Source organism: Bacillus cereus group sp. MG4 (genome assembly GCF_040460055.1).
GTDB classification, from domain to species: Bacteria; Bacillota; Bacilli; order Bacillales; family Bacillaceae_G; genus Bacillus_A; species Bacillus_A wiedmannii.
Genome location: NZ_JARVGZ010000001.1, coordinates 2378161 through 2397844, shown reverse-complemented (window position 1 = coordinate 2397844; position 19684 = coordinate 2378161). Strand labels below are relative to the sequence as shown.

Here is a 19684-nt window from a genome sequence, read left to right as displayed (position 1 = left end):
TGTGGGAGAGGCAATAGTAATTACATCTGGAAAAGGCGGAGTAGGTAAAACTACAACGTCTGCGAACATTGGTACAGCCCTGGCGTTATCTGGAAAGAAAGTGTGCTTAATTGACACAGATATCGGTCTTCGAAACTTAGACGTAGTAATGGGGCTGGAAAATCGTATTGTATTTGATCTTGTTGATGTCGTTGAAGGGCGTTGCCGTTTACCTCAGGCGCTTATTAAAGATAAGCGTTTTGATGATCTTTATTTATTACCTGCAGCACAAACGAGTGATAAATCAGCGGTAACACCTGAACAAATGGATGAATTAATACAAGTATTACGTCAAGATTATGATTACATATTAATTGATTGTCCTGCGGGGATTGAGCAGGGATTTAAAAATGCGGTAGCTGGTGCGGATAAAGCAATCGTTGTTACGACGCCAGAAGTATCCTCAATGCGCGATGCGGATCGTATTATCGGGCTTTTAGAAAAAGAGGATATTGAACCACCAAAACTTGTTATTAATCGTGTGCGTAGTCATATGCTTCATGAGCAGGATATGTTAGATGTTGATGAAATCGTACGTACATTGTCAATCGAGCTTCTTGGTGTTGTCGAGGATGATGATGAAGTTATTCGTGCTACAAATACAGGTGAACCTGTAGCGTTGCAACCGAGCGGAAAAGCAGCGTTAGCTTATCGTAATATTGCAAGACGCTTGTTGGGTGAGAATGTACCATTGCAAGCATTTGGACAAGAAAAGGTATCGGTATTTACGAAGATGAAAAACTTCTTTGGAATCCGTTAAAAGCACTTCGCACATATGCGAAGTGCTTTCTTTTTTCTTCACACGAATATCTTCCTGTCTTAGCTCATACATATGTACAAACTGTATACAACTGTTTCTATTTAAATTAGCTTAACGAAAGAAAGGAGACAGTATGAAGAATAATCGTGTAGAAGAAATTAAAAAACGGATTGCGAAAAGGAAGGCAGAGCAAGAAAAGATGGAGGAAGAGCAGTATTTTGCTGGAGGGAATTTTGATAGTGAAACAGTATTTATTGAAGAAGGAGAAAAGGAAATTCATCCTTTATTTCGAAAAGAAGTATTTTTCTTCAAATTTTTGTTATCAGCAATATTAGTTCTTTCTGTCGCTATTTTATATAAGAATGCACCCTCTTCTTTCGACGGTGTTAAAGCTGTTACAGAAAAAGTGATGAAAGAAGAATTTCAGTTTGCTACTGTAGCGAAATGGTACGAAAAGCAGTTTGGAAAACCGCTCGTATTTTATTCACCTACTGAGAAAAAAGAAGGAACTATTCAGCAAAAAGATTATGCCATCCCTGCTTCTGGAAAGGTGATGCAAGGGTTTCAAAAAAATGGCCAAGGTGTATTTGTTCAAACAGCTATAAATGCAACTGTTGAGTCAGTGAATGAAGGGCTAGTTGTTTTTGCAGGCAAGAAAGAGGAACTTGGTAATACGGTTCAAATTCAGCATGCAGATGGAACAGAATCGTGGTATGCGAATTTAAATGACATGACAGTGAAATTATATGATTACGTTTCAAAGAAACAAAAAATTGGAACGGTGAATAATGATGCAAATAATAAAAATGGTAAGTTTTATTTCGCGATAAAAAAGAATGAAAAATTTATTGACCCGATTCAGGTGATTTCATTTGATTAAATATAGAGAAGTTTTAACGAAGATTTCAGTGCATCCGTTGTTTTGGGTTATTATTGTCATTGGTATTTTTACGGCACGTTTTAAAGAGTTACTACTGTTATTTTGTATCGTTCTTATCCATGAACTTGGGCATGCCTTTGCGGCGGCACACTACAATTGGCGTATTAAAAAGATTCAACTTTTACCGTTTGGTGGTGTGGCTGAGCTTGAGGAGCATGGGAATAAGTCATTGAAAGAGGAGCTTGTTGTTGTAATTGCAGGGCCTATACAACATATTTGGATGATGGTGGTAGGTTATATAGTGTTTGAAGCTGGTTGGCTGGGTGCGGATTTATATTATTTCTTTATATGGAATAATATAATTATTTTAGCATTTAATTTACTACCTATTTGGCCGCTTGATGGTGGAAAAGTATTGTTTAACGTATTATCATATCGTTTTCCTTATTTACAAGCACATGAAAAGATGATGAAATTATCATGTGTTTTTTTTAGTGTAATACTAGTGTGGCAGTTACTTTGGAATAGTAACAATATTATGATGTGGGTACTACTCATATTTTTAGCGGTGTCGTTATATCAAGAGTGGAAACAAAGACAGTATGCCTTTATGCGTTTTTTATTGGAACGTTATTATGGGAACAAAAGAGGAATTGAAAAGATTGCACCTATTGAAGTGCAATCAGAAGATCATTTATATAAGATATTCACAAAATTTCGTAGAGGGTATAAGCACTCTATTATCGTCCATGGAAAATATAAAGAACATTATACATTGGATGAAAATGAATTACTCTATGCGTATTTTACTGAAAAACGAACAACTTCATCTGTTGAAGAATTAATCGGTTAGTGTTGACGATAGCACTAACCTTTTATTATTGTAAAAGCAAAGAAGATTATAAAGTGAGGAAAGAATTTTGAAAACGTTATATATGAACTATGCAGGATCGGAAAAATGCGTTGCAATTGAAGAGAAGAAAAAAATTGTTGAGTTTTTATGGAAACGAAATGAAGAACAAGAGATTGTTGGGCATATTTATGTTGGACGTATCGTAAGAACGATTGCTGGAATGAACGCAGCTTTTGTAAACATCGGTTTAGAAAAACATGCGTACCTTTCGTACGATGATGTACCATCTTCTTATCGTATACATGAAGGGCAAGCAGTACTCGTGCAAGTTGTGAAAGAGGCAATTGATACGAAAGGGCCGAAATTGACGGCGAACGTAGAATTTACCGGGAAATATGTCGTTTATATGCCATATGATGAAATGCGTGCGGTTTCTCGGAAAATAAAAAACAATAAAAGAAGGCAACAGCTACTCCAAATTGAGGTAGAAGGGACAGGAGGTTATATTTTCCGCTCTGCTTCTGAAAAAGGAGAAATTGAAGAAATACAAGCTGAAATGCAAAGGTTACAGCAGTTATATGAAGAGCTAAAAAGAAAAGAGGGCCAAGGAAAGGCACCGTTACTACTTCATCGACCGGCGACCTTTTTAGATCGTGTATTCCAAGAGAATCCGATTGAAACGATTGAAAAAGTAGTTGTAGATACAAGAAGTATAGTAAAAGAATTAGAAGAAAAGGTCGGAAAAGAAAAAGTATCTTTTTATAATGAAAAATCTTCAATGTTTAACCATTTTGGAATAGAGCGTGAGATCGAGAAAGCACTTCGAAAAATTGTGTGGCTCCCGAATGGTGCTTATTTAATTGTGGAACAAATGGAGACGATGACTGTAATTGATGTGAATACGGGCAAGTTTACTGGAAAACAGAATTTACAAGATACAGTCCTTCGTACAAATGAAGTGGCAGCTGAAGAGATTGCACGTCAATTAAGACTGCGTGATATCGGTGGTATGATATTAATTGATTTTATTAATATGAAAAGAAGCGAAGATAAAGAAAAGGTAAGAGAATGTCTGATGGCTGCTATGCAAAATGATCGCACATATACAAGAGTTCTCGGTTTTACAGAGTTAGGGATTTTGGAGATGACACGTAAACGTAAGAAACATTCTTTACGCGACGTATTACTAGAAGAGTGTGTATCTTGCAAAGCGACGGGGTATGTAATGTCATATGAAACAATTGCGTATGAGTTAGAGAGAGAGCTAATTACATATGGCAATATAGAGGATGAGGCAGTATTAATCGCTGCACCTAAAGAATTGCAAAAACAATTTTTGCAAAAAGAATTACAAAAAAATATTCCATTTGAAATTTGTTTCAAAGATGATATGATCGAAAAGTATGCAATTGTCCGTTTTGGAAGTAAAACAGAAATTGTAGAACGGAAAAAATAGTTAGTAGAACATTTATTGACAACCGTCTATGATTCATGATAACATCTTTATGTTATAGTTTATAGCACCTAAACGGCTATATGCTACAACCGCACAAGACAGGTTCCCTAAAGACATTTATGTCTACCTCGTTTTTGGCGAGTCTTAGTAATTAAGAGGAGGTGCAAGTATGTACGCAATTATCGAAACAGGTGGAAAACAAATTAAAGTTGAAGCTGGTCAAGCAATCTACATTGAAAAATTAGATGTTGAAGCTGGTGAAACTGTTACTTTTGACAAAGTTCTTTTCGTTGGTGGCGAAAACGTTAAAGTTGGTAGCCCAGTTGTAGAAGGTGCAACAGTTACTGCGAAAGTTGAAAAACAAGGTCGCGCTAAGAAAATCATCGTTTTCAAATACAAAGCGAAAAAGAACAATCGTAAGAAACAAGGTCATCGTCAACCTTACACTAAGCTAGTTGTTGAAGCTATCAACGCTTAATCCAGGTTAACATGATTAAAATTACGATAAGTCGCACGAAATTAGGAAGTATCCAATCATTTAAAATGACTGGACATGCCAATTATGCGCCACATGGACAAGATCTTGTCTGTGCTGGAACTACAGCGGTTGTGTTTGGTTCTATAAATGCAGTGGAAGAACTTTGTAATGTGCAAGCAACTATTGAACTCGGAAGTGATGGTGGATTCTTGACGTATGAATTGCCTAATGATTTAGACGTTCATACAGCAGAAAAAGCACAGATACTTTTAGAAGGATTGGTTGTTTCGCTTAAGACGATCGAACTTGATTACGGAAAGTATATCCGTTTAATAGAAAAAGTGCAGGAGGTGTAACGTATGTTAAGATTAGATCTTCAGTTTTTCGCATCTAAGAAAGGTGTAGGTAGTACAAAGAACGGTCGTGACTCTCAGTCAAAACGTCTTGGTGCTAAACGCGCAGATGGTCAAACGGTTTCAGGTGGTTCAATTCTTTACCGTCAACGCGGTACAAAAATTTATCCAGGTGTTAACGTTGGTCGTGGTGGCGATGACACTTTATACGCGAAAGTTGACGGCGTAGTACGCTTTGAGCGTCTTGGCCGTGACCGCAAACAAGTGAGCGTATATCCTGTTGCTCAAGAAGCATAAGAACTCACGGAAAACTCTAACCTGAGTGCAGGTTAGAGTTTTTCTATATTAAGGGGTATCTAAATGAATGAAAAATGGACAATTATAGATGCATTGCGTCATTCAAGACATGATTGGCTCAATCGTATGCAGATGGTGAAAGGAAACCTTTCCCTTGGAAAAGTGGAAGAAATTCATAGTCTCATCGATCGTTTTGTCCAAGAAGCGAGACAAGAATCCAATCTGATAGGGTTATCAATGCCTTTATTTTCAGAGTGGATTTTAACATATAATTGGAAACAGCAGCCGTGCTTATTGGAGTACGAAGTATTAGGGAAATTACATAACTTATCTCACTTAGATGAGATTGTATGTACATGGACGAATCAATTTTTCTCAATACTTCAGCATAGTTTAGACGTATATGTTGAAAATTATGTTTGTATCACAATTGAATGTGACGCGGAGAATGCTCGTTTCTTTTTTGATTTTCGTGGTAAGCTAACGAGTGTAGAAGAACTACAGAATTGGCTTGCGAACCAAAACAATAAATGGTATTCCATTTCTTATACAGTACGAGACGAAGAAGTCTCAGTTATATTACAACTAATTGAAAAAAGTGTGGTGAAATAATGTTTGTAGATCAGGTCAAGATATATGTAAAAGGCGGCGACGGTGGTAACGGAATGGTTGCGTATCGTCGTGAGAAGTATGTACCTAAAGGTGGCCCAGCAGGTGGCGACGGTGGTAAAGGTGCAGATGTTGTTTTTGTTGTTGAGGAAGGCTTACGTACATTAATGGACTTCCGCTACCAACGTCATTTCAAAGCTGATCGTGGTCAGCACGGAATGAGTAAAGGTCAGCACGGTCGTAAATCTGAAGATTTAATCGTAAAGGTTCCACCGGGAACAATAGTAAAAGATGAAAAAACAGGTGAAATTCTTGCCGATTTAGTAACGCATGAACAAACAGCTGTAATCGCAAAAGGTGGCCGCGGTGGCCGTGGTAACTCACGTTTCGCAACACCGACGAACCCAGCGCCAGAAATCGCTGAGAACGGGGAACCAGGTCAAGAACGTGATGTCACGTTAGAACTTAAAGTGCTAGCAGATGTTGGACTTGTTGGATTCCCAAGTGTAGGTAAATCTACATTATTATCTGTTGTATCATCAGCGCGTCCGAAAATTGCAGAGTATCACTTTACAACAATCGTTCCAAATCTTGGTGTTGTTGAAACTGGTGATAGCCGCAGCTTCGTTATGGCTGACCTTCCTGGACTAATTGAAGGCGCACATGCCGGCGTCGGACTTGGACACCAATTCTTACGTCATATTGAGCGTACACGTGTAATCGTGCACGTTATCGATATGTCTGGTTTAGAAGGCCGTGAGCCATATGAAGATTATGTAACAATCAATAGTGAACTAAAAGAATACAATATGCGTTTAACTGAGCGTCCACAAGTTGTTGTTGCAAACAAAATGGATATGCCAGGTGCAGAAGAAAACTTACAAGCATTTAAAGAAAAATTGGGAGACGAAGTGAAAATTTTCCCAATCTCAGCTGTAACGAAGCAAGGTGTTCGTGACTTACTATTTGAAGTAGCGAACTTATTAGAAACAACACCAGAATTCCCAATGTACGATGATGTGGAAGAATCTGAAGCAAGTGTAATGTACAAATTTGAATCTGAATCTAATTTTGAAATTACACGCGAAAGTGATGGCACATTTGTTATTTCTGGTTACGATATTGAGAAAACATTCAAAATGACAGACTTCTCACGTGATGAATCTGTACGCCGATTTGCTCGTCAAATGCGTGGAATGGGTATTGATGAAGCCCTTCGTGCACGTGGTGCAGTAGACGGAGATATTGTAAAAATTCTTGAATATCAATTTGAATTTATCGATTAAGACTGCCGAAATATGGCAGTCTTTTTTTATTGTAAATGTCTGATTCATATAGGAAAAAATACCCACTAATTAAATTTTCAATTTATAATAGAACAAGGAGTGTCTTTGGAAGAATTTTTTATGGGGAGAAAACGAACATGTATAAAATATTAATTGTAGAAGACGATGAAAAAATAGCGGGAATATTAGAGGAGCATTTAGAAAGGTATGGCTATCAATCATTTAGAGCAAGTGATTTACGTCATATAAAAGATGAGTTTGTGAAAATAAATCCTCATCTCGTATTACTGGATATTAATTTACCATATTTTGATGGTTTTTATTGGTGTCGTCAAATTCGTACTGTATCGAATGCGCCAATTATTTTTGTTTCTGCAAGAACAGGGGAAATGGATCAAGTAATGGCGATCGAGAATGGCGGAGATGATTACATTACGAAGCCATTCCATTTAGATATTGTAATGGCTAAGGTGAAAAGTGCACTTCGCCGTGGCTATGGTGAGTATGCCTCTGTTGCTGAGAGTGATTGTTTAGGTGTAAATGGACTGTTGTTATTTCCGTCCCAGCACATTGTTGAGTGGCAGGGGCAACAAACGGAGCTGACAAAAAATGAATTTTACTTATTAGAATGTTTAATGAAACAAGTAAATCAATATGTAACGCGTGAAGAACTGTTAGAAGCCCTGTGGGACGAGGTAGCTTTTGTTGATGATAATACATTAACCGTAAATGTAAAACGCGTAAGGAAGAAACTAGAGGAACTAGGCATTCAAAATGCAATTGTAACGAAACGCGGATATGGTTATGCGCTTCTTACAGAGTGGGGCGAAGGGCATGAAGGTTAAAAATTACCTCATGGACCGTTTTTCTTTACTTCTTTCTTATATTATTAGCCTTTGTTTATTTGGGCTCGTTTTGCAGTTGCAAAGTCTTTTAGAAAAAAGATCCATTGATTGGAGTACGTGGTTATATGGGCTTTTATTAGGGACAGTTGTATTTACTGTATACCTCATTTACGATTATCGAAAACGAAGTGTATTTTTAAAAAGAATCGAAAAATATGTTGCTAGCAGACATACATTACACGACTCTTTACTTATTGATACTTCTTATACTTCAGAGCAAGAGATGGTTGTTGAATCGTTTACGCTATTAAGACAGCAATATATGAATGAAGTTCATAAACAACATGCGAAAGAACAACAGCAAATGATATTTATGAACCAATGGATTCATCAAATGAAAACACCAGTATCGGTTATAGAATTGCTATTACAAAAGTTTGGTAAAGAGCATCGTGAAGCAAGAGCAACAGTTGAAAGTATTCGTGAAGAAAATAATCGTATACTAAATGGTTTAGATTTAGCGTTACATATGGCAAGGTTAGATCAATTTGCGAAAGATTATAAAGTAGAAGTAGTAAATGTGATAGATATTATTAGAGGTATCATTAATGAAAATCGAAAATCCTTCATTCAATCGTCTGTATTTCCGAAAGTAATGTTTGAAGAAGATACTTGTATGGTTGCATCTGATAGAAAATGGCTAAGTATTGCTATTGGGCAAATTGTTGTAAATGCAATTAAGTATACGAAAATTTCAGAAGCAGAGAAAAAGGAAATTCAATTTCAAATTGAAGAGAAAGATCAAAAGGTGTTACTACATATTAAGGACAATGGAATTGGTATTCCAAAGCAAGATGTAAAGCGTATATTTGATCCATTCTTTACGGGAATAAATGGCCGTAAAACGAGAGAAGCGACTGGAATGGGTTTATATATTACGAAGGAAATTTGCGATAATTTACATCATGGAATGTATGTGCAATCGGCTGAAGGGGAAGGGACAACATTCACGTTCCAATTTGCAAAAGATGAAGAATATCATACATTAATGAGAAAAATGACAAAACTGTAAGATAACAAAACGTTTTGTAAGGGAAATCACTCGTTTCTTTTTCTTATTTTTCTTATAGTAAGTGTAAGAAGAAAACACATAGGGGGATTAGAAATGAGTGTTCTTGAAGTAAAAGGATTAACAAAAGTGTACCAATCAAAAGGTTCAGTAGCGACGACTGCTTTAAACGATATAAATTTTAAAATAGAAGAAGGCGAATTTGTAGGAATTATGGGGCCTTCTGGGAGCGGGAAAACAACGCTTTTAAATTTATTAGCAACAATTGATAAGCAAACTTCAGGTCATGTGCTTGTAAATGGTGAAGAAATTAATCAAATGCGTGCTGCAAAATTAGCGGAGTTTCGCCGTACACATTTAGGATTCATTTTCCAGGATTTTAACTTACTTGATACGTTATCGATTAAAGAAAATATCATTTTACCACTTGTAATGGCGAAGAAATCTGTAAATGAAATCGATGCGAAAGTGCTTGAGATTGCAAAATTTTTAAATATCGAAGAAATTTTAAATAAAAAAGTATATGAAGTGTCAGGCGGACAACAACAACGTGCAGCAGCAGCGAGAGCGATCATTCATGAACCTACGCTAATTTTAGCGGATGAGCCAACTGGAAACTTAGATTCGAAGTCAGCAAAATCATTAATGAGTGCATTGCAAGATTTACATGAACAAAAGAAAGTGACAATTGCAATGGTAACGCATGATCCAGTAGCGGCGAGTTATTGCGAACGTATTCTTTTCATTCGCGACGGAGAAATTTTCTCAGAAATACATAAAGGAAGAACGAAACAAGCCTTTTTCCAAGAAATTCTGGACGTACTTGCGATGCTAGGAGGAGAATATCATGAACTTTCGCCAGCTCGCGCTTAATAACGTAAAAGGAAATTGGCGTAATTATAAAGCTTTCCTTATTAGTAGCTGTTTATCGATTGTCGTATTTTTCATGTATGCTTCCTTTATTTATCATCCAGATGTCGTAAGTGGTAATATTAGTATGAGGGAGATGATCTCAAAAGGGCTAGAATCGATGAATTATATTGTAGTCATCTTCTCAGCACTCTTTATTTTATATGCAAATTCAACATTTTTACGAGCAAGAAAAAAAGAGTTTGGTCTATTAACATTAATAGGCGGAACAAAATCTCAACTTGGCCGAATGATTATATTAGAACAGCTTATGTTAGGTAGTATTGCAATTGTAGTAGGTATTGGGCTTGGCATGCTTTGTTCAAAATTATTTTTCCAAGCATTAAGCGTAATATTGAAAATAGATAAAACACTTCCACTCGTATGGAATAGTAAAGCAATTCTTATTACAGCAGGTGTATACTTTATTCTATTTTTAATCCTATCATTGTTTAGCGTTTGGACGGTAGGCCGCTTGCAAATTATTGATTTATTAAGAGAAGCAAGAAAACAAAAAGTAGAACCTTTTGCATTTACATCGTTATGTGTAGTTGGTATAGGATGTATTATTGTTGCATATGTACTTAGCTTCCAAGTAACATTTATGAATTTTATCATACTGTTTTTACCGATTGTAGGGCTGACGATAGGCGGAACTTATTTACTGTTTACACAAGGTAGTACAGTCGTATTAAAAGCATTGCAAAAAAGAAAAAAATCTTTTTATACATATCCAAATATGTTCGTACTTAGCAATCTTATTTATAAAATGAAAGATAATGCTCGTTTTCTATTTGTAATTTCTATTATTACGGCGGTTGTATCTTCAGCTGTTGGTACACTGTACGTATTCTTTGAGGATATGAGTTATAAGACAGTAACTAGTACCCCGCATGCTATTTCGTATGAGGAAAAGGGAATACATACGCATAATGTTATAAAAGAAGGGAAAACAAAAGAATTAATAAAAAAACATGGATTTGAAGAAGCGCGAGAAGTAACGTACGTAAAACTTCCTGGAACTCAAAAAATCACGATGTTTAACAGTGAACATGAGATGCCAATGGCGATTGTTTCAGAAAAAGAATATAACGCTGAAGTACGTAAACAAAAGAAAGAGCAAGTTAGAGAAGTTCATAATGCACCAGGTAGTGCAACGATGGTCATAATGGATATGGCGAATGATATGATGAAGATAGATCGTATGAAACCGCATGAAATTAAAATTAACGGACAAACGCAGTCTGTTCAATTAAATGAGCCAACTTCATTTTCTGTTTTTAATGATAGTGAATATCTCATTGTGAATGATCAAGATTTTGAGAAATACGCAAAGCTCGTACCGGATGAAGAAAAGACGAAATATTACGGTTATTATATAGAAGACTGGAAAAGTACGGAAGATCTTGTGTTAGATTTGAAAAAGGAAGTTGCACCAGATAAGCAAGAGGAATTGCATAACTCGGTGTTCGCTTATAAAAATATAAGAGAATCAGGAGCAATTACAATGTTTATTGGTTTCTTCGTAGCTGTACTATTCTTCTTCTTTGCTTGTAGTATGACATACTTTAAATGGTTTAACGATAAAGAACAAGATCGTATTCAATTTAAATCGTTAAAGAGAATCGGTATGACAGATCAAGAAATTCGTAAAATTGCAATTCGACAAATGGGCGTTATCTTCTTTATCCCAATTTTAATTGGTGCCATTCATAGTGGATTTGCTCTTCATACGTTAGGAAAAATGCTTTATCTCGATTTATGGAAATCAGGTGCGATTGTAATTGGATCGTACATTGTAGCTTCTGCGATTTACTTTATGATCGCGCAAAGAGGATATTTGAAACATGTGCAAAGCTAGAGAAATCTCTAGCTTTTTGCCTATGTAGTAAGTCATAGGGGGACGATAGATGAACATTCGGCAACTAGCGCTGCAAAATATAAAAGGAAATTGGCGTAATTATAAAGTATTTTTCTTAAGTAGTTGTTTTGCAATATTTGCGTCTTTTGCATACATGTCTGTCATTGTACATCCGTATATGCAGGAGACGATGTGGTATCAAAACGTACGCTGGGGACTGATTATATGTAATGTTATTATCATTTCTTTTTTCGTCATATTTATTTTGTACGCTACTTCTATTTTCATAGAGGCACGTAAGAAAGAATTAGGATTATATATGTTAATGGGAGCAACGAAATCTAACGTAATAGGAGTGATTATGACCGAGCAAATATTAATCGGGATATTTGCTAATATTTTTGGCATTGGGCTTGGCGTGATCTTTTTAAAGCTCTTTTTCATGGTGTTTAGTATGTTACTGGGGCTTCCGAAAGAACTTCCTGTCATATTTGACGTGAGAGCAATTGGGGGAACGTTTATTGCGTATATGGTCGTATTCGTTGTTTTATCTTTTATAAGTGCTTTACGAATATGGAATATAAAAATCATTCGGTTATTGAAAGAATTTCGAACAGATAAAAAAGAGAAGAAAACATCAATGTGGCTTTGCATATTCGGCTTTAGTTGTTTAGGGATAGGATATGCGTTAGCGTTACAAGCGACGATGCCAACGATAGCATTATACTTTTTTCCTGTGTCTATACTTGTCTTTTTCGGAACGTATTTTTCATTTACGCATGGCACTGCTCAAATATTAGAAGTGATAAAACGAAATAAAAAGATTATGTATACATATCCGTACTTATTTATAGTGAATCAATTGTCACATCGAATGAAGGAAAATGGTCGTTTTTTCTTTCTAATGTCAATGGCAACGACGTTTGTAGTTACGGCAACAGGTACGGTGTTCTTATATTTTTCTGGTATGCAAGATATGTGGCGGGATGGGGGCGTACACTCATTTTCATATATAGAAAAAGGTGTTTCTACTCATGAAGTCTTTGAGAAGGATGCGGTTGAACAATTACTGCATCAATATGGATATGATGATTTTCAATCTATGAGTTTTGTTGGAGTGTATGCATCTTTTCAGTCCAACAAGGGAGAAACAGAAGTAGCGCTGCTCATTAAAGAAAGTGAATACAATCAAGAGGCAAGAAAACAAAAACAGAAAACGTATCATCCTAAAAAAGGAACTGTTACACTCGTTTATTATAATAAATACAATCATTCGAATATATATAATCAAAAAGAGATTCAATTACAAGTAATGAATCAAACGTATCCATTCGTATTTAAGGGTCAGAAAGAAGGGGTGCGATTTAACTATCATCTTGCGCACATTAACGGTCTGTTTTTCGTTATGAATGATGAAGATTTTGACAGTATAGCAAATAAGGTTCCGGATTCTGAAAAAATGATGTATAGAGGATACACATTACCAAATATCGAAAATACGAAAAAATTAAATGAAGCTTTACGGAAACATATGAAACAAGATGATAATAACGCATTTCGAAGTAATATGGAGTTATATGTGAATATGAAAGAGTTCGGCAATATTACTCTATTTATAGGATCATTCATTAGTATATTATTTTTCCTTACATCATGTAGCATCGTATATTTTAAATGGTTTCATAATATTGCATCGGATCGTAAAGAGTACGGGGCGCTCTCTAAGCTTGGAATGACGAAAGAAGAAGTGTGGAAAATTTCCCGTTGGCAATTGTGTATGCTATTTTTTGCGCCAATTCTAGTTGGGAGTATGCATAGTGCGGTTGCGTTATATACGTTTCATAATACGATATTTATGGATGGTTCATTACGAAAAGTAGGCTTGTTTATTCTATTTTATATTGCTGCATGCATCATGTATTTCTTCTTCGCTCAAAGAGAATATAGGAAACATTTAGACTAGCGAATGCTAGTCTTTTTTTAATATTCGAAATTTACATAGAAGAATATAAAAAAGTATGGTATAACAGTAAGAAAATGAAAAAGAGGGGAAAAGACGATGATTCGAGTAGGATATTTAGGACCAGAAGCAACATTTACAAATATGGCGGTGAGTCGTTTTTTTCCAGAAGCAGAGCATGTACCGTATCGAACGATTCCAGACTGTATTGATGCAGCTGCAAATGGAAATGTAGATTATGCAGTGGTACCACTAGAAAATGCTATAGAAGGTTCAGTGAATATAACAGTTGATTATCTCGTACATGAGCAACCACTTTCTATTGTAGGAGAAATTACAGTACCAATTCAGCAACATCTACTTGTACATCCGCAGTATGCAGAAGTGTGGGAAGAAGTATATGCAGTGCATTCTCATCCGCATGCTATTGCACAATGTCATAAGTTTTTAAATGAAGAATTAAAAGGGGTAACCGTCCGAGATATGACATCAACAAGTGCAGCTGCGCAATATGTGAAAGAACACCCTGAAGAAAAAATCGCTGCCATTGCAAATGAAGCGGCCGCAGAAAAATATGGATTAACGATCGTAAGACGTAGCATTCATACACATAAAAATAATCATACACGCTTCCTCGTGCTCCATAAAAAAAAGAAAGCAATACTCCCAAATAACGGAGAAAACCGCGGAGAGAAAACGACGCTTATGATAACGTTACCTGCTGATTATGCAGGGGCGCTATATCAAGTGTTATCAGCTTTCGCATGGAGAAAATTAAATCTATCAAAAATCGAATCTCGTCCGATGAAAACAGGACTAGGAAATTACTTTTTCTTAATTGATGTCGATAAAGCATACGATGATGTATTATTGCCAGGCGTAACGATGGAACTTGAAGCGCTCGGTTTTTCTGTTACTGTGCTGGGGAGTTATTCTTCTTATTGGTTGTAAGAGAGGTGGATGAACTGTCGACATTTCCCTTCTAATTGCTGGTATAATTTCATCGGATAATACATTTTGTGATAGATAAATAAAATCCCACCTATAAATGGTGGGATTCTTTATTTTAATTTCGCAAGACGATCCTCTAACTGACCACGCCAAATATCGGCTAGTTCTGGAACAGCAAGAATCTTTTCAATGCCATCTTTATCTTTTCTATTATGAAAATAAATTTCGTTAGAGAACAAAACAGAAACGTTGCCCGGTTGACGTTCTAGTAATGTAATTTTAGAATCTTTACGTACAGTACCTTCTTGAAGAACGCGGCATAGGTAACCAGTAAATCCAGTTGCTACAATGCGAGGCAGTATGCCAGGAATACCGAGACGTTTTGAAATAGTGCTACAAGGTACTCTCGCTTGTGTGACCTGAATGGTTGCTTCACCTAGTTGATATGTATCTCCAATGCAAACATCACGCTCTAACATATTTGTTACGGTAATGTTTTCGCCAAATGTGGAAGCTGGAAGCGTAGTTTGAAATTCTTCTTCCCATAGTGCGTAATGCTCATGTGGATACACACAAACTGCGCGATCAGGTCCCCCGTGGTGTTTTAAATCTGCTACGTCATCACCACGAAATCCATCTTTTGAGAGGAAAGCTTCTTCTGTAAGTTCTTTACATATACCAGTAATCATTTCTTTATCTTCGCTATATTTCATTTGTTTCGGTTTGCCAATGCTAAAGTGAACGAGTTCGATTCCCATGTTTGATCCCCTTTACAATTGATTACAATATTATAGCATTAAAAAAGCACAGAGAATGATAAAAACTCTGTGCTTTACATGAATTAATAAACGAGAAATCCTGCTTTATCTAGTGCCTCGCAAGCAGCGTCTAATTTCTCTTTTGAATCTGCCTCAATTGTATGTAAGTGAATACCATCTGTTAGCTGCGAAAGATAGGAAGCATTTGTGTTTTCGATTTTTTGTAAATATTGCTCTACATCAAATCGATTACTTACCATGATGGACGCTGTTAAGTCACCGTATACAGGATGCTCAACTTTTACATCTTTAATCGTAACGCCGTGATCAACAAGCATTGTAAGTTCCTGACGTACTTCCGCTGGTTTATGTTGGCATACAATTACGCGTTCGAAAGCTTGTTGTTTCTCTTGTGGTTTTAAATATAAATACCCTTGAGCAGTCGCGATAATCGGTTCGTTTCGTGCTTTAAGCAAGGAAATATCTTGCACGATCACTTGTCGACTTACATTTGTCTTTTTCGACAGTTCATTCCCAGATAACGGTTCATTTGCAGCGAGAAGCCACTGAAGGATAAGTTGTCGTCTTTCTTCACCTAAAATCTTTTTTTGGTCATTTTGTTTCATTATGATTTAACACCTCTATAAAATTGATTTCCAATTGTGTGTAGTGCATGAATAGTAGTATCAATTTGATCTTTCGTTGTTTGTTGTCCGAAAGAGAAGCGAACATATTGTTTTGCCTCTTCATACGTTTTTCCAATTGCAAGCATTGTTTTCGAAGGTTCTTGTTTACCGACTTGGCAAGCACTTCCAGTGGAAATGGCAATACCGTGGCGATTACATTCTAGCATTGTATATTGACCTTCTATTCCTTTTATTGTAACCCCAACAATATGTGGTAAACAAGAAGTAGAATGACCTTCTACTTGAATTTCTAGAGGAAGCGCTTGTAAATGTCTTAAAAAGTAGGATCGTAACTCTTTAAAACGTAAGCTCTCTTCTTGTTGATTTTTTAATATATTCTCAGCAGCTGTTAAAAAAGATGCGATGCCAGGAACGTTTACTGTACCTGGGCGAAATCCTTTTTCGTGAGAAGTTCCTGGAAATATTTGTGCCCAGCGAACTTGGGGATTTATATAGCAAGCGCCAACACCCTTTGGTCCGTATATTTTATGTGCTGAAACAGAGAGACTATCAATTCCCATCTCAAAAACATTAATAGGAAGTTTACCAAATGTTTGCACACAATCTGAATGAAATAAAACGTTATATTTTTTTAAAAGTGCCCCGATCTCTGTGATGTTTTGAACGGTTCCGATTTCAGAGTTTCCGTGCTGTATGCTTGCTAGAACAGTATTTTCTGTAATAGCTGTTTCTAAATCTTCTAAATGAATTAGCCCGTCTTCATCAACAGGTATTTCAGTAATGGTATACCCTTCTGATTGTAAGGATTGAAAATAACTTCGAATGAATGCGTGTTCCATAGGTGTCGTAATAATGTGCTTCTTATTTCGAGCATTGAGAAGGGATTGAATCGCAAGGTAGTTGGATTCCGAGCCACCGCTTGTGAAAAATGCCCCTTGTTCCTTTCCACCAATCATTTCAGCAAATGTTTTTCGGCAAACTTGTAATAAAGAAGAGGCTGTTCCTCCAATATCATGTAAACTTTGTTCATTTCCGAAGTATTGCGATGCTGCTTTCATATATGTGTGTAATGCTTCTTCACTCATAGGTGTAGTAGCTGCATAGTCAAGATATATCATCATGTAAGTTCCTCTCCCTAGTAAGAGTTACATTTCTTGTATTTTTTAAATGGTAGTGAAAATAAGAATTATAAAAAAACTCTTGTCATTATTTTAAAACTATGTAAATATAGGTGTCAAGACAGTTGAAAAGTGTAAAGTAGGAGGCAACAATTATGCCAAGTGCAGATGTCTTAATTATTGGAAGTGGCGTTGCGGCACTTCGTGTTGCGAAAGAGATTTGTCACGAAAAGAATGTGATTATTGTCACAAAGGAAACAAATCGTAATAATAATACATATTTAGCGCAAGGTGGAATTGCCGCAGCGGTTGCAACATATGACAATCCAAATGATCATTTTGAAGATACGTTAGTAGCAGGATGTCATTATAACAATGAAGATGTGGTCCGTTATTTAGTCGAGGAAGGACCGAAAGAAATGAATAATCTCATTGAAAATGGAATGAAATTTGATGGAGATGAAACGGGTCCTCATCTTGGAAAAGAAGGCGCACATCGAAAGCGTCGTATTTTACATGCAGGTGGCGATGCAACAGGAAAGAATTTATTAGAGCATTTTATTCAAGAAGTAGCTCCGTACGTTACGGTAGTGGAACAGGAAATGGTGCTTGATTTTATTATAGAAAATGATAAATGTGTTGGAGTTTTAACAAGAACTAGTGAAGGGAAGTTGAAGCGTTACGTTGCAGAGTATACGGTGTTAGCAACAGGCGGGATTGGCGGTTTATACGCCTTTACTTCTAACGATAAGACAATTACGGGTGATGGACTTGCGATGGTGTACCGCGCAGGCGGGGAGCTCGTAGATTTAGAGTTTGTACAATTTCATCCAACAATGTTATACACGAGCGGACGATGCTGCGGCCTCGTCTCTGAAGCTGTCCGTGGGGAAGGAGCTGTCCTTATGAATGGAAAAGGGCAGCGTTTTATGATGAATATACACCCTAATCACGATCTCGCACCACGTGATGTAGTAGCAAGAGCGATTCATGAGCAGCTTTTGGCGGGTGAACAAGTGTATGTAAATATCGAGTCTATTCAAAATTTCGAAGAACGTTTTCCGACGGTATCATCATTGTGTAAAAAGAATGGTGTCGATATAAATAAAAAACGCATTCCAGTCGTACCCGGTGCTCATTTTCATATGGGCGGCGTGAAAACGAACTGTGATGGGGAGACGTCCATTCCAAATTTATATGCGGTCGGTGAAGTAGCTTGTAATGGTGTTCATGGAGCAAATAGATTAGCAAGTAATTCATTATTAGAAGGTCTTGTGTTTGGAAAAAGAATAGGAAAACATATTTTAACTAAAGCGACAAAAGAAAGCTGGAACAACGTGGCTGAGAAGGAAAAGAAGTTTATCGTTCTGAATCATTTGCCGGCGAAAGAAGAAATACAAGAATGCATGATGAAATATGTTGGGATTGTGCGAACAGAGCAAAGTTTATCTTATGCAAAGAGATGGCTTAGTAAGTATGGTGTTCGAAATATGATATTACAACATGATGCTCTTACAAATGAAGAGATAACGCTTATTAATATGTTAACAGCCTGTGAGCTTATAGTCGTATCAGCTTTGCAAAGAGAAGAAAGTATTGGTGGCCATTATCGAAGTGATTATCCAGATAGAAATAGCGTAAAAAAAGAGATCGTTCGAGTGAAAAGAAAACTACAACTTGTGTGATGAAGGGAAGAGGGGCTCTATGAACACGATAAAAGTGAAAGAAGCATTAAATCGATTTTTTCTAGAAGATATAGGAGAAAGAGATGTAACATCTCAGCTTATTTTTCCAGACAATTTACTTTCAAAAGGAACGTTTCTTGCGAAGGATACAGGTATCTTTGCGGGGCGTTTAGTAATTGAAGAAGGATTTAAATTAATTGATGAAAGAATGGAAGTGGAGCTTCATAAAAAAGATGGAGATCTTGTAGAAAAGGGCGAAATAATAGCAACTGCGCAAGGTCCAATCGCATCGTTATTAACGGCAGAGCGCGTTATATTAAACGTTATCCAGCGTATGAGCGGGATAGCGACAATGACACATAAAGCTGTTCTTGCTTTAGATAGCAGCCATACACGCATTTGTGATACGCGAAAAACGATGCCAGGGCTACGTATGTTTGATAAGTATGCAGTCGTATGCGGAGGCGGATTTAATCACCGTTTCGGTTTATATGATGGTGTCATGATTAAAGACAATCATATTGCTTTTGCTGGTTCTATTACGAAAGCTGTTACATCGGTGAAAGAAAAATTAGGGCATATGGTGAAAGTAGAAGTGGAAACAGAAACGGAAGAACAAGTGAGAGAGGCTGTAGCTGCTGGTGCGGATATTATTATGTTTGATAACCGTACGCCAGATGAGATTCGAGAGTTTTCAAAGATTGTACCAAGTGCCATCGTTACAGAAGCTTCAGGAGGCATTACAATTGAAGATTTATCGAAATACGGAAAAACAGGGGTAGATTATATTTCACTTGGAGCGTTAACACATTCAGTGAAAGCACTTGATATTAGTTTCAATATTGAGGCGTAAGGAAAGTGGCTTAGAGG

The 19684-nt window shown here is 36.6% G+C and carries 20 protein-coding genes and 1 other annotated feature; of the genes, 17 read left to right on the top strand and 3 right to left on the bottom strand.

From position 1 onward, the window contains the following. Window position 1: 1 nt before the first annotated feature. From minD to pheA, 15 genes are all read left to right on the top strand, one after another. Complete coding sequence (gene minD, locus QCI41_RS12605) at window positions 2–799, top strand: septum site-determining protein MinD (RefSeq protein WP_000503312.1); 798 nt, start codon at window positions 2–4, stop codon at window positions 797–799. Between the two features lie 133 nt (window positions 800–932). Then, entirely contained in the window at window positions 933–1679 is a 747-nt protein-coding gene (gene spoIVFA / locus QCI41_RS12600) for a stage IV sporulation protein SpoIVFA (protein WP_353837374.1), read from the top strand. Next, on the top strand, window positions 1672–2532 hold the full coding sequence (gene spoIVFB / locus QCI41_RS12595) for a stage IV sporulation intramembrane metalloprotease SpoIVFB (RefSeq protein WP_000599080.1): 861 nt from the start codon (window positions 1672–1674) through the stop codon (window positions 2530–2532). Before spoIVFA ends, spoIVFB begins: the two co-directional genes overlap by 8 nt. Before the next feature lie 67 nt (window positions 2533–2599). Further along, a complete protein-coding gene (locus QCI41_RS12590) occupies window positions 2600–3988 on the top strand; it encodes an Rne/Rng family ribonuclease (RefSeq protein WP_353837375.1) in 1389 nt (462 codons plus the stop codon). 77 nt (window positions 3989–4065) lie between these two features. Next, window positions 4066–4143 (top strand) — a sequence feature (ribosomal protein L21 leader region). A gap of 14 nt (window positions 4144–4157) precedes the next feature. Continuing rightward, entirely contained in the window at window positions 4158–4466 is a 309-nt protein-coding gene (gene rplU, locus QCI41_RS12585; protein ID WP_000270907.1) for a 50S ribosomal protein L21, read from the top strand. Window positions 4467–4477: 11 nt separating this feature from the next. Then, window positions 4478–4822 carry a ribosomal-processing cysteine protease Prp gene (locus QCI41_RS12580; protein WP_002008596.1) on the top strand — a complete coding sequence of 115 codons (345 nt, stop codon included), beginning with the start codon at window positions 4478–4480 and terminating at the stop codon, window positions 4820–4822. Between the two features lie 3 nt (window positions 4823–4825). Then, window positions 4826–5116, top strand: a complete 291-nt coding sequence (gene rpmA / locus QCI41_RS12575) for a 50S ribosomal protein L27 (protein WP_000944957.1) — start codon at window positions 4826–4828, stop codon at window positions 5114–5116. A gap of 63 nt (window positions 5117–5179) precedes the next feature. Next, window positions 5180–5728, top strand: a complete 549-nt coding sequence (locus QCI41_RS12570) for a sporulation initiation phosphotransferase B (protein WP_001003576.1) — start codon at window positions 5180–5182, stop codon at window positions 5726–5728. Then, complete coding sequence (obgE, locus tag QCI41_RS12565; RefSeq protein WP_046958810.1) at window positions 5728–7011, top strand: GTPase ObgE; 1284 nt, start codon at window positions 5728–5730, stop codon at window positions 7009–7011. Before QCI41_RS12570 ends, obgE begins: the two co-directional genes overlap by 1 nt. 137 nt (window positions 7012–7148) lie before the next feature. Continuing rightward, window positions 7149–7856 (top strand): response regulator transcription factor, encoded by a 708-nt coding sequence (locus QCI41_RS12560; protein ID WP_098135106.1) that lies wholly within the window; start codon window positions 7149–7151, stop codon window positions 7854–7856. Beyond that, window positions 7846–8928 carry a HAMP domain-containing histidine kinase gene (locus QCI41_RS12555; RefSeq protein ID WP_353837376.1) on the top strand — a complete coding sequence of 361 codons (1083 nt, stop codon included), beginning with the start codon at window positions 7846–7848 and terminating at the stop codon, window positions 8926–8928. Before QCI41_RS12560 ends, QCI41_RS12555 begins: the two co-directional genes overlap by 11 nt. A 93-nt stretch (window positions 8929–9021) precedes the next feature. After that, entirely contained in the window at window positions 9022–9798 is a 777-nt protein-coding gene (locus QCI41_RS12550; RefSeq protein WP_000114530.1) for an ABC transporter ATP-binding protein, read from the top strand. Further along, window positions 9773–11695: an ABC transporter permease gene (locus QCI41_RS12545; protein WP_353837377.1), complete on the top strand. Its 1923-nt coding sequence runs from the start codon at window positions 9773–9775 to the stop codon at window positions 11693–11695. The genes QCI41_RS12550 and QCI41_RS12545 overlap by 26 nt, the downstream gene beginning before the upstream one ends. A 49-nt stretch (window positions 11696–11744) precedes the next feature. Beyond that, entirely contained in the window at window positions 11745–13658 is a 1914-nt protein-coding gene (locus tag QCI41_RS12540) for an FtsX-like permease family protein (protein WP_353837378.1), read from the top strand. Between the two features lie 96 nt (window positions 13659–13754). Next, entirely contained in the window at window positions 13755–14606 is an 852-nt protein-coding gene (gene pheA / locus QCI41_RS12535) for a prephenate dehydratase (protein ID WP_046956290.1), read from the top strand. Window positions 14607–14716: 110 nt separating this feature from the next. Here the strand turns inward: pheA and QCI41_RS12530 are convergent, their stop codons facing one another. From QCI41_RS12530 to QCI41_RS12520, 3 genes are all read right to left on the bottom strand, one after another. After that, entirely contained in the window at window positions 14717–15364 is a 648-nt protein-coding gene (locus QCI41_RS12530) for an MOSC domain-containing protein (protein WP_353837379.1), read from the bottom strand. 83 nt (window positions 15365–15447) lie between these two features. Continuing rightward, on the bottom strand, window positions 15448–15990 hold the full coding sequence (locus QCI41_RS12525; RefSeq protein WP_000812240.1) for a transcription repressor NadR: 543 nt from the start codon (window positions 15988–15990) through the stop codon (window positions 15448–15450). Further along, window positions 15990–17132, bottom strand: a complete 1143-nt coding sequence (locus QCI41_RS12520) for an IscS subfamily cysteine desulfurase (protein ID WP_353837380.1) — start codon at window positions 17130–17132, stop codon at window positions 15990–15992. Before QCI41_RS12520 ends, QCI41_RS12525 begins: the two co-directional genes overlap by 1 nt. Before the next feature lie 152 nt (window positions 17133–17284). Between QCI41_RS12520 and nadB the strand changes: the two genes are divergently transcribed. Both nadB and nadC read left to right on the top strand, forming a co-directional pair. Beyond that, complete coding sequence (nadB, locus tag QCI41_RS12515; protein ID WP_353837381.1) at window positions 17285–18814, top strand: L-aspartate oxidase; 1530 nt, start codon at window positions 17285–17287, stop codon at window positions 18812–18814. A gap of 19 nt (window positions 18815–18833) precedes the next feature. Then, complete coding sequence (gene nadC, locus QCI41_RS12510; RefSeq protein ID WP_353837382.1) at window positions 18834–19667, top strand: carboxylating nicotinate-nucleotide diphosphorylase; 834 nt, start codon at window positions 18834–18836, stop codon at window positions 19665–19667. Window positions 19668–19684 lie beyond the last annotated feature (17 nt).